This is a genomic window from Salinibacter sp., assembly GCF_042218895.1.
In the GTDB taxonomy this organism is placed as follows: Bacteria; Bacteroidota; Rhodothermia; order Rhodothermales; family Salinibacteraceae; genus Salinibacter.
Genome location: NZ_JBDGQQ010000081.1, coordinates 25,890 through 37,277 on the forward strand (window position 1 = coordinate 25,890; position 11,388 = coordinate 37,277).

The window sequence follows — 11,388 nt, forward strand, 5'->3', positions numbered from 1 at the left end:
TTTCACATTGTTACAGTCTGTGCGTCGACGTGCCGGTTCGCCCTCCCATTTGTTTTCTCGGAGGGGACGACGGGCCGGACGAGTGCCGTAACGCCGTCCCCGACTGCCGGACCCATGTTCGGGGCAGGGGAATCCTCGCCGTCTGACCGTTTTTCACGCATCCGCACATGTGTCGACTCTACGGCCTCCAGGCCACCCATCCCACCCGCTCCGCCTGCGAACTGCTCGACGCGCAGAACGCGATGATTCAGCAGAGCCGCGAGGACGCGCGCGGCCTGTCCAACCCGCACGGCTGGGGCATGGGCCAGGTTACCGACGGCACGACCTCGTGCTTCCGACAGGTCGAGCCCGCCTCCGAGAGTGAATCGTACCGGGAGGAGGCGCTCAAGACGGAAGGGACCACCGTGCTGGCGCACGTCCGGCGGGCCACGGTGGGCGACCCCTCGCACGCCAACACGCATCCCTTCCGGCACGGCCCGGCGCTCCTCATCCACAACGGGCATGTGCCGGCCTTCGACGCCGTGCGGCCCCACCTCCTCGACCGGCTGTCCGACGAGCGAGAACGCTACATCCGCGGCACCACCGACAGCGAGCACGTGCTGGCCCTCCTGCTGCAGTTGCGGGACGAGGCGCCGGACGCCCCGCTGCACGAGATCACGCGGACGGCTCTCCAGCGCCTCCAGTCGTGGGTGGCGGCGGAGGCGCCCGACGCGGAGCCCCATCCCACCGACGCCGACACGCAATCCCTCTCGCACGACGAGCTGGAAGGCATCCTCGCCCTGAACCTGCTGTGGACGGACGGCACCACCCTGGCCGGCTCGCGGCTCAACCGCACCCTCTGGGCGCTCGAACGGTCGCACGTTCGCGCCTGTCCCCTCTGCGGCGAGGACCATGCCGCCCCGCCCGAGGGCGCCGACTACCGCGCCACGGTCCTCGCCTCCGAGCGCATCACCGACGAGGACTGGACCGAAGTCCCCAACGGCGCCGTCTTCGCCACCGCCCCCGACGCCACCCTCCACCTCGAATCCCTCAAGCCCTAGCGCCCCCTTGTCGTCCGACCACACCCCAATCTTCAATCTGCCAATCTTCTAACCTTCCCACCTTCAACCTTCCCACCTTTCAACCTTCCCACCTTTCAACCTTCAACGCCCATGTCCCTCAACGAAACACAGCAGGCCCTCTGCGACGAGGCCGACACCGACTTTTCAGCGCTGAGCGCCCTCTTCCTGAACTGCACGCTCAAGCCCTCGCCCCAGTCGTCCCACACGCGGACCCTCATGGACACATCCGCCGCCATCATGCGGGAGAACGACGTGGACGTGGAGATCCTCCGCCCCGTCGACCTCGACCTCGCGCCCGGCGTCTACGGCGACATGACCGAGCACGGCGCCGAGGCCGACGACTGGCCGGCCCTGTATCAGAAGGTCCTCGACGCCAACATTCTCGTCCTCGGCTCCCCCATCTGGCTCGGCGAAAAATCGTCCGTCTGCCAGCGCGTCATCGAGCGGCTCTACGGCAACTCCGGCGACCTCAACGAGGAGGGTCAGTACGCCTACTACGGCCGCGCCGCGGGCTGCCTCATCACCGGCAACGAGGACGGCATCAAGCAGTGTGCGATGGGCATCCTCTACGCCCTGCAGCACCTCGGCTACACCATTCCCCCGCAGGCCGACGCCGGCTGGATCGGCCCCGCGGGCCCCGGCCCCAGCTACGGCGACGAGCGGGAGGACGGCTCCCGCGTGGGGTTCGACAACGACTTCACGCAGCGCAACACCACGTTCATGACGTGGAACCTGATGCACACCGCGCTGCAGCTCCACGAGGCCGGCGGTGTGCCCGCCCACGGCAACCAGCGCTCCGAGTGGGAAGCGGGCTGCCGCTTCGACCACCCGAACCCGGAGCACCGGTAGAACGGACGGTTGTCCGGAGGCGTCCCTCGTCCCGGAACGGTTCCTGCGGTAAGACGTGTCTAAAAGTGATATACTTACTGATTAATAAGTAATCTCAGTGGAAAATCCCGACGCTGCTCCGAAAAACTCGGATGCCACGGCCGACCGCATCCTGGACGTGGCCGAGGGGCTCCTTCAGCGGCGCGGATACCACGCCGTCAGCTACAGCGACCTCGCCGACGCGCTCGACCTGACGACCGCCGCCATCCACTACCACTACCCGTCGAAGGCGGACCTGGGACAGGCGCTGGTGCGCCGCTACCGTCGTGCCAACGCTCAGGAGCGCGCAGCCATCGTGGCCCAGACGGAGGACCTTCGGGGGCGGCTCCGGGCGTACGTTGCCCTCTACGCTGAAATCCTCGAAAACGGGGGATTCTGCCTTTGCGGAGGCCTCGCGGCCGCCGAGTCGGCCCTTCCGGAAGCGGTGCAGCGAGAAGTCCGGCGCTTCTTTGCGGACCAGGAAGACTGGCTGACCACCATCGTAGCCGAGGGCGAAACGGATCCCGCGGGGCTGAGCGGCTGCGAGACGTCCCGCGAGGTCGCGGCGCTGTTTCTCGCGGCGGTCGAGGGCGCGATGCTGACGAGTCGACACCGGCCGAGTGCCCCCGAGGCGTACCGAGACGCGCTCCAGAATCTCATCGACACGATTACGGGATGAGGGAGGCGAACTGCCCTGTAACGTCTCCAAGTGCTTACCAACCCATAGGTAGAATGCCGAGGCGGTTGGCCGCCGCGGCGTTCCTCGCTTCGCACCTTTTTTCACTAATGAACCGCCTACGTTCTATGGCTACCACCACCGCCGACACCACCACGCACGCCGATCAAGTTCACGAGAAGGCCGAGCAGGCCCTTGGCTTCGTGCCCAATCTCGTATCCGAGATTACGGACCACAACCCGGCCGTCGCCGAAGCATACCTCACGGCGACGGGCCTCGTTGAGGACGAAGGCGTGCTCTCCCCCGCTGAGCAGCAGGCCGTCATCCTCGCCGTCTCCAGCTACAACGACTGCCACTACTGCACGAAGGCCCACGCCGTGGCTGGGCAGCAGGCCGGGCTCGACGCCGGGACCGTCGAGACGATCAACGCGGGGGGACTCCCCGACGACGACCGCCTGCGCTCGCTGGTGCAGGCCACGCGCCGCATCCTCGGCAAGCGCGGCTGGCTCTCCGACGCCGACGAGGGCGAATTCTCAGACCTCGGCCTGGAGCGCCCGGAGCTCTACGAAATCGTCGCGCTCACCGGCATCAAGACGATCAGCAACTACGTCAACCACATTGCCGGAACGGAGATCGACGAGCCGTTCCAGCAGTAGTCCTGCTCTCCACATGGGGACCGATTGACGTCCTCACCGAGATGACGGCGATGGATCGCCGTCGACCGTAGCGCGCCGGCCTCATCTCCCCGGATGGGGTCGGCGTTTTGTGCTGGGGGCATGCCTGTGTCCTGTTCGGGGAATATCCGCAGCATCGGGAAACGACGTCTCTTCTGCAGCGTCTACTCGTATCCGCGTATTTTCCCTTCTCAATCAGATCCTTGCCGATGAGCGCCAACGACGCCCCGCTCTCCACCACCGACGCCCCAATGCAGTCCGACGACCGCTGGCGCGAGAAATTGACCGAGCAGCAGTACAAGGTCACGCGCGAGGGCGGTACCGAACCCCCTTTCACGGGAGAGTACGTGGACCACGAGGGCGACGGGACCTACCGCTGCGTCTGCTGCGAAACGCCGCTCTTCGACGCCGACACCAAGTTTAAGTCGGGCACTGGCTGGCCCAGTTTCTTCCGGGCCCTGGACACGGTGGAGACGCGACCGGACCACAGTCACGGCCGGACGCGCACCGAGGTCGTCTGTGCCGAGTGCGACGCCCACCTGGGCCACGTCTTCGACGACGGCCCCGACCCGACCGGCAAGCGCTACTGCATCAACTCCGCCGCCCTGGACTTCGAGGCCGAGGGGGAGCACAGCGAGTAGGTTTGCCTCCCTGCGTGCGCAGTCGCGTGATTCACTGCTTCGTTACCGGCCCCAGTGGCCCAACCACGCAATGTCAGTTACAACTCTTGAGACCGACGTGCCCCCGATGGATCGTGCAGTCCCCACCGACACGGTCCACACTGCTTTCGCCCTGGGATGCTTCTGGAGGCCGGACGCCCTCTTCGGGGCGCTCGACGGGGTGGTGCGCACGTGTGTCGGCTACGCAGGGGGAACGACACCGGATCCAACCTACGACGACATCGGCGACCACATCGAGACGGTTCGGGTCGAGTACGACCCGGAACGGATTGCCTACGATGATCTGCTCGATCACTTCTGGGCCGCCCACGATCCGACGCGAGCCCCCTTCAAACGGCAGTATCAGCCTGCGCTCTTTCCCTACACGGACGAGCAGGCCAGACGGGCGCGAGAAACACGGGAGACGGTCGCCGCCCGCCACGATGAGGGCATCGCCACTGAACTCATCGAGACTCCCCCGTTCTACCGCGCAGAGGCCTATCACCAGAAGCACAAGCTCCGCCGGCACGAGCCGCTGGCGGAAGTCTTTCAGTCCGTGTACCCGGATGAGAAGGCATTCACCGACTCGCCCGCTGCAGCCCTCGTGAATGGGTACGTCGGCGGGCGGCGAGCCCCGGAGCGCCTCGAAGAAGACCGAACCCGCCTCGGCCTGCCCGACGCGATTATCGAGGAGCTCCGCCGCATCGCCGAGCAACGATACGCCGCGTGATGTCTGTTTCGTCCCTGTCCCGACCGCCGATGGATCGGGCCGCCCCCGCCGAGACGACGGAGGCCGTCTTCGCACTGGGGTGCCTCTGGGGCGCGGATGCGTGGTTCGGAGGAGTGGACGGGGTGGTGCGCACCCGCGCCGGCTTCGCAGGCGGAACCGCTCCGGGGCCCACGCACACAGATCCCGGCGATCACCTCGAGGCCGTTCGGGTCGAGTATGACGCGGACCGCCTCTCGTACACGGGGCTGCTGGATCGCTTTTGGGCGGGCCACGATCCGACCCAGACGGCGTCCAGGCGTCGATACCGCCACGCCCTGATGCCCCAGACGCGGACACAGGCCGAACGGGCACGCCACTCGCGCGAAAAGTGGAGGGCGAACTCCGGGGCAGAGGCGACGATTCAGATCGTCGACGATGCGACCTTTGTCCCGGCGGCCCCGCACCATCAGAACTACAAGCTCCGGGACGACGACCGTCTCATGGCGGCCTTCCAGTCGCTGCTGCCGGACGAGGAGGCGTTGATCCGATCCCCCGCGGCAACGCTGACCAATAGCTACGTCGACGGCGCCCGCCCCCCGGAGCGCCTCGACGACGACCGGGAGCGTTTGGGCCTACCCCCCGATGCACTCGCCCGACTCAGAACCCATGCCGGAAGACAGCAGGGGTGGCGCGCGTTCGTTCGGGGCGAGGCCCGGCAGGAGCGGGCTTCGTGAGACGACCTGCACGGGAAAGAGGGAGCGATGGTCGGGGCCATCACGACGACGCAGGGGCCACTACCCCTGTCTTGAGACCAGCACTCTATTCATGTCGTCGATCAGTCGTCCCGCTCGTCCGGGGCAGGGGGGAGGCGCACGGAGAAGCGAGTGCCGCTCTCCTCCTCGGTCTCTACGTCCACGGTGCCCCCCAGGGCCGCCACGAGCCGATCTACGATCGACAGGCCCAGCCCCGTCCCTTCATACTCCCGATTCATGCCCTCGGACTCTTGCTTGAACGCCTGGAAGATGTCGGGCAGGGCCTCGTCGCTGATCCCGATGCCGGTGTCCTCCACCGCGAGCACGGTGTCGTCCCCCTCCGTCCTCGCCCGCACGTAGACGTCACCTCCTTCCGGCGTAAACTTGATGGCGTTTTCCAAGAGGTTCTCCAAGATGCGGTTCAGGGCCGCCTCGCTCCACCAACCTTCGAGATTCGATTCGCAAGACACCTGGAGCGAAAGGTCCTTCTCGTTGGCCTGCGGTCGAAGGAGCGCCACAGTGTCCTCGACCACCGCCGACAGGTCGACGGGTTCCCGGTCCAGGTTGTACGTGCCGGCCTCCAGGCGGGAGAGTTGGAGGACCGACTCGAGGGTCTGCTGGAGGCGGGTGCCGCTCTGGTACACCTTTTCCGCGAAGACGCGGGCGCGACCCTCCAGTTGCTCCTCCAGAATTTCGGCGAAGCCGGTAATCGACGTAAGGGGGGTACGAATCTCGTGGCTCATGTTGGCGAGCATCGCGGACTTGAGCTGGGCCGCCGCCTCGGCCTCCTCCTTCGCTGCCTGCAGCTCGGCCTCTCGGTCGATGTGTTCGAGCACCAGGGCCGCATAGCCCCCCAGCACTTCGAGCAGGCGCAGGTCGAACGCGTCGAAGCCTGTGCCCTGGGCCTCCCCTACGGCAATCACGCCATACTCGCCGATGGGCACGCCGGCGACCGTCTGGAGATCGCCGTAGTCGAGATCGTTGTCCAGCGTCCCAGGGGGGACCACTACCGCTTCACCCGCCCGAAGGGCCCGGGCCGAGACGCTGTCTCCGTCCGTAGGCTGCGAGACGGGATCCGGGACCCGAACGTGCTCTGCCTTGGTCGTCTTCTCGGGCGCGATGCACTCGTCCGCTACGAAGGCGGTATTGTTCAGGGGATAGTCGAAGGTGTCCCGGAGCACCGTATGGATGTGGTCGGACACCGCCTCGGGACTATCGGCCGCGAGGAGCTTTCGCGTCGTCGAGTACAAGGTTTGGATCTTGCGACGTTGCTCCTGCAGGCGTTGTTCGCGCCGCCGCCGGTCCGTGACGTTTTGGGCCGAGCCCACTAGGTACTCCACGTTGCCGTCGACGACTACGGGAGCGACGTGGATTTCCCAGTGGGTCGTCTCGCCCTGGATGGGGAGTTCGTGGACCGTTGAAATTTGCTCTTGCTGCCGGACGCACTCGCGGTAGTCTTCTTCGATGGGACGACCGTGCTGCGGGCCGAGGATCTCGGTGGGGCTCTTGCCTGCGAGCTCTTCCATCGTGAACCCGGAGGCGTCCAGAAGGGCCGGATTCGCGCGCTGGACAGCGAAATTTTCTCCCTCTACGGTGCAGACAAAGAGTCCGTTCTGGGCATTTTCAAAGAGCGCTTCGGCCTGTTCGAGCTCCCGCTTCTGGCGTCGTCGCTCGGTCACATCCCGGACGATGCCGTCGAGGTACCGTTCCCCCTGCCGTTCGATTTGCGTGATGGACGTCGCGACCCACCGCGTGTCTCCCCCAAGCGTTTCGACTCGCAGAACCTGGTCCTCAACGGAGTCCTCCTGCTTGAGAGTCTCTAGAAGTCGCCTCCGGTCGGCGGGATCAGCGTATAACTCCCCAGCGTTGGTTCCGATCAACGCCTCTGCAGAGCTAGCCCCGTAGAGGGTCGCCAGGGCTGGGTTGGCACTGATGATCTCCCCGTCCTCGGTCGTCCGGAATACCCCCACGGGGAGATTGTCGACCACCCGCTCGTACCGTTCCAGTTCCTGCTCGCGCCGTCGCCGCTCGGTGATGTCCCGCTGAACGGAGACCCAGTGCTCGGGCGCCCCGTCCTCATCCTCGACGGGGGCGAGGCTCCACTGTAGCACGTACGGCGTCCCGTCCTTCTGGTAGTTGATCGTCTCTCCGGACCAGGGCTCTCCGGCCTTCAGGGCGTCCCGGATGGAGTCGAGGACGTCGCGGTTGGTCTCCGGTCCCTGCAGGAGGCGGGGCGTCTCGCCGATGAGCTCCTCCCAGGCGTAGCCGGTCATCTGCTCGAAGGCCGGGTTGACGTACTCGATGCGCGGCCCCGGTGGATCGATGGGGTCGGCCTCCGTAATGACGACGGCCTCGGACGACTGCTCAACCGCCTCGGACAGGAGCCGGAGCCGTTCGGCGTCACGGTGCCGCTCGATGGCCAGAGCCGTCAGGGACCTGATGTTCTCGATCAAGGTCCAGTCGGCGTCGGTTGGGGCACCCGGTTCCTCGTAGTACATGGCGAAGGTGCCCAGGATTTGATCCTCCGAGCCCCGGATAGGGACCGACCAGCCCGCCCGCAGGCCGTGCTCGGCGGCCAAGTCGCGGTAGTCCGCCCAGCGCGGATCGGTCTGGAGGTCCTCGGCGACCACCGGAGCGTCCTCGTGGATTGCTGTCCCGCAGGAGCCGGCCCGTGGTCCAATCTCCAGTCCGTCGACCGCTTCGTTGTAGGCGTCGGGCAGGCTCGGCCCCGCCCCGTGGTGGAGACAGTTCTCGGACTCGTCGTACAGCAGAACGGAGCCCAGCGTGCCGGGACGGAGGTCCTCGATTTTGGTCACCAGCTGCCGCAGGATCTTTTGGAGCGGCGCACCGTCGAGCACCTGTCCGAGGAGTTCACTCTGCAGCTGGGCCCATTCCTCCGAACGTTTCCGGCGCGTGATGTCCAGAAGCACGCCACTGTAGGTGAGATGGCCGTTTTGCCGGTCCGGCTCGGCGGAGTCGAGGAGCCAGAGCCGTTCTCCCTCTGGCGTCTCGAACGGGATTTCTAGGGTCCAGGGCTGCTCGCGGTCCAGGGCCTTCTCGAACGCCGCTTGGACCCGGTCCCGGTCGGGGACAGGCACGTGCTCCATAAACCGATCCATGAAGTCGGGCGCGTCGGCAGACATGCCGAGCAGATCCTCCGCCCGGTCCCCCACGAACTGGTACTCGAGCGTACCGTCCGGCCCGGCAGTCAGCTGGTAGGCCGTTCCAGGGAGGCTCTCGGATATGCCCTGATAGCGCGCCTCCTGGACGGTCTCCTCCTGGTGGGCCGTCCGGCGCCGTTCTAGCTTCTCCACGACCATGTCGGCAAGATCCTCGAGGCGATGCACCTGCTCCGCGGTCGGGGCGTGCGGTTCAGTGTCGAGCACGCAGAGCGTTCCGATCGCCGGCCCGTCGGGGACGATGAGCGGCGCCCCAGCGTAGAAGCGAATGCCCGGCGCGCCGGTGACCTGCGGAAACGCCTCGAAACGCTCATCCTCGGTCGCGTCCTCGACGACCAGCGGGTCCTCCGATTGGATCGCATGCGCGCAGAAGCTTGACTCCAGCTCCCGCTCCGTCGTGTCGGTTCCGACCTCCGCCCTGGACCATTCGCGCTCTGCGTCCACGAAATTGATCTTGGCGACGGGGACCCCGAAAAGGGTTGAGGCCACCCGAACGATCCGGTCGAAGGCGTCCTCCGGGGCGGTGTCCAGGATGTCGTAGCGGCGAAGGGCGTCGAGGCGTGCGGCGGTGTCGGCGGTCGGCTCGGCGGTCATGGCGAATCGAGAGGTGAGCGACAAAACACGCGCTCCTGCACTGCCCCACCTGAGTCACTTCGATCGTGCGCCGACCTCAGGAACGTTCAGTGTCCTCTTTGCACTGGGTCCTTCCCTCATCGGGCAGGGCCGTCATGCGGAGCGCGGAGGGGAGAATATCTCTTTTCTGCTACCAAGTACGTACACAAGACGCGTACAAAGTGGTCCCCTTCGGAATCAAGGGGGCCGACGCGGGACCGCAGAGAGACCGTCCGCCGGGGGCAATCATCCTGTCAGCAGGCCCGCCGCGACGAACGCGAGGGCGGCCAGTCCGGCCTGCACGAGCGCGTAGGGCAGCTGCGTATTGACGTGGTCCACGTGATCGGACGCCGCCGCCATCGAGGAGATGATGGACGTGTCGGAGAGGGGCGAGGTGTGGTCGCCGAAGATGCCGCCGGACAGCACCGCCCCGAGCATCAGCGACGACGGGAGCGCAATCTCGACGGCCAGCGGCATCACCACCGGAATGAGGATGGCGAACGCGGTCCACGACGAGCCGAGTGTGAACGAGACGAAGCTCGTCACGGCAAACACAAGCACGGGCATCCACCAGGCGGCCCCGGTGTCGCCCACGAGCTGCACCACGTACGTGCCCATCTCCAGGGCCTGCGACACTTGTCCCAGCGCGAAGGCGAGTACCAGGAGCAGGGTGACGGGCACGAGGCCGGAGGCCCCCGTCACGACCCAGTCCATCGACGTGCTCGGCGCGAGGGTGGGCCGGCCGCTCCAGAGCGGCCGCGGAATCGCGTAGAGCAGCAGGGCCGCGCCCAGGGCCGTGCCCACCGCCCACAGGACCGCCGTGGAGCCGCTCCCTTGCATCAGGTTGCCGTCGCCCGTTACGTAGAGCCCGACGAAGATCATGGCGACCATCACGGCCACCGGAATCAGCAGGTGACGCGCCCGTGGGGTCACGTGGTCGGGCGGGTCGATGCGGGCCACCTCCTCCTCGACCATCGGCTGGGCGTCGGGGCGCAGGACGTTGCCCGTCTCCTCGGCCCGCTCCTCCGCCCGCCGCATGGCGCCGAACCGCCACCCCGTGAGGGCCAGCACGAGCGAGAAGCCGATCGCGAACAGGGCGAAGAAGTTGAAGAGCACCGCCTCCGCCAGCACCGCCACGGCCGTCTGCGAGAGCTCCTGCGCGCCGAGCAAGCCGAGGACGAACGCGCCCCACCCGTTGAGCGGGATCGACATGCACACCGGCGCGCAGGTGGCATCGCAGTAGTAGGCGAGCTTCTCACGGGGCAGGTTGAGGCGGTCGAACAGGGGGCGGCTCACCGCGCCGACCGTGAGGGACGAGATGTTCGACTCCACGAAGAGCACCACGCCGATCCCCCAGGCCAAAAGCTCCGCGCCGCGTCGACTCTCGCCCCATCCCCGCGACCGCGCCCAGTCGATAAAGCCCTGCACCCCGCCAGAGACCTGCACCAGCGCCACGAGGCTGCCCACCAGCAGGCAAAAGACGAGGATGCGGACGTTGCTCTCAGAATCGAAGACCGCTACGATCTGCTCGGCCAGCTCGCGGAGCCCCGCCACCGGATTGCCGCCCGCGAGGATGGTGGTGCCGAGCCAGAGCCCGGCAAAGAGCGAGAGGTAGATCTGACGCGTCCAGAGCGCCAGCGCGATGGCCACGACGGGCGGAAGCAGAACGATCCAGTCCATCTACATGTCAGCCAGCGTCGTGCGAACGTGGTGAAGAACCGTGCTGAGCTCGGCGGTCGGGGTCGGCGAGTCGTAGTCCGACAGAGTGTGCGTCACGAGGGAGCGACAGTCGTGCTCCGACGCGCTGGCCAGGTGCGGCGCGTCGGCCCACGCCGCGTGCGGCCGGTACGCTCAGGCGGTGTCCTGGGGGAACGATCGACCTCGTACCGCGGAGGCCTCGTCTTGAGGACGAGAGGAGACGTCGACGACGTAAACCTCACGGAGGCTACTGGTTAGCTCCATTCGCTTCATCGCACCGCGGCCGCCCGGCGGAGGGGCCCAGGTCGAGCCCGGCGAAGAGGTTGTTAAGCGACTCGGCCAGCGTAGGGTGGGCGAAGGGCGCCGACTGGAGACGATCGACTGGCAGTTTGCCCATCATGGCCGTTTGCAGGACGGACATCACCTCGCCGCCCTCGATGCCCAGGATGGCCGCGCCGAGCAGTTGGTTCGTCTCCGAGTCGATGACCGCTTTCATGAGGC

The 11,388-nt window shown here is 66.7% G+C and carries 9 protein-coding genes and 1 pseudogene; 7 read left to right on the forward strand and 3 right to left on the reverse strand.

Annotation, left to right across the window (positions count from 1 at the left end):
• Positions 1 to 167 precede the first annotated feature (167 nt).
• The 7 genes from ABEL04_RS07485 to ABEL04_RS07515 all read left to right on the forward strand — a co-directional run bounded on the left by ABEL04_RS07485 (position 168) and on the right by ABEL04_RS07515 (position 5,380).
• Positions 168 to 1,040 (forward strand): class II glutamine amidotransferase, encoded by an 873-nt coding sequence (locus tag ABEL04_RS07485; RefSeq protein WP_375801762.1) that lies wholly within the window; start codon positions 168 to 170, stop codon positions 1,038 to 1,040.
• Between the two features lie 111 nt (positions 1,041 to 1,151).
• Positions 1,152 to 1,910, forward strand: a complete 759-nt coding sequence (locus ABEL04_RS07490; RefSeq protein WP_375801763.1) for a flavodoxin family protein — start codon at positions 1,152 to 1,154, stop codon at positions 1,908 to 1,910.
• A 97-nt stretch (positions 1,911 to 2,007) separates the two neighbouring features.
• Complete coding sequence (locus ABEL04_RS07495) at positions 2,008 to 2,607, forward strand: TetR/AcrR family transcriptional regulator (RefSeq protein WP_375801764.1); 600 nt, start codon at positions 2,008 to 2,010, stop codon at positions 2,605 to 2,607.
• A 125-nt stretch (positions 2,608 to 2,732) separates the two neighbouring features.
• Positions 2,733 to 3,260: a carboxymuconolactone decarboxylase family protein gene (locus tag ABEL04_RS07500; RefSeq protein ID WP_375801765.1), complete on the forward strand. Its 528-nt coding sequence runs from the start codon at positions 2,733 to 2,735 to the stop codon at positions 3,258 to 3,260.
• A gap of 227 nt (positions 3,261 to 3,487) precedes the next feature.
• Positions 3,488 to 3,919 (forward strand): peptide-methionine (R)-S-oxide reductase MsrB, encoded by a 432-nt coding sequence (msrB, locus tag ABEL04_RS07505; RefSeq protein WP_375801766.1) that lies wholly within the window; start codon positions 3,488 to 3,490, stop codon positions 3,917 to 3,919.
• Between the two features lie 70 nt (positions 3,920 to 3,989).
• Positions 3,990 to 4,667 carry a peptide-methionine (S)-S-oxide reductase MsrA gene (gene msrA, locus ABEL04_RS07510; protein WP_375801767.1) on the forward strand — a complete coding sequence of 226 codons (678 nt, stop codon included), beginning with the start codon at positions 3,990 to 3,992 and terminating at the stop codon, positions 4,665 to 4,667.
• Entirely contained in the window at positions 4,667 to 5,380 is a 714-nt protein-coding gene (locus tag ABEL04_RS07515; RefSeq protein WP_375801768.1) for a peptide-methionine (S)-S-oxide reductase, read from the forward strand. Before msrA ends, ABEL04_RS07515 begins: the two co-directional genes overlap by 1 nt.
• Before the next feature lie 101 nt (positions 5,381 to 5,481).
• On the opposite strand, the gene ABEL04_RS07520 is transcribed toward ABEL04_RS07515, so the two are convergent.
• The 3 genes and pseudogenes from ABEL04_RS07520 to ABEL04_RS07530 all read right to left on the reverse strand — a co-directional run.
• On the reverse strand, positions 5,482 to 9,171 hold the full coding sequence (locus ABEL04_RS07520) for a PAS domain S-box protein (protein ID WP_375801769.1): 3,690 nt from the start codon (positions 9,169 to 9,171) through the stop codon (positions 5,482 to 5,484).
• 264 nt (positions 9,172 to 9,435) lie between these two features.
• On the reverse strand, positions 9,436 to 10,869 hold the full coding sequence (locus tag ABEL04_RS07525; RefSeq protein WP_375801770.1) for a Na+/H+ antiporter NhaC family protein: 1,434 nt from the start codon (positions 10,867 to 10,869) through the stop codon (positions 9,436 to 9,438).
• A 265-nt stretch (positions 10,870 to 11,134) separates the two neighbouring features.
• A pseudogene (locus ABEL04_RS07530) lies at positions 11,135 to 11,388 on the reverse strand (hypothetical protein); the annotation flags it as partial.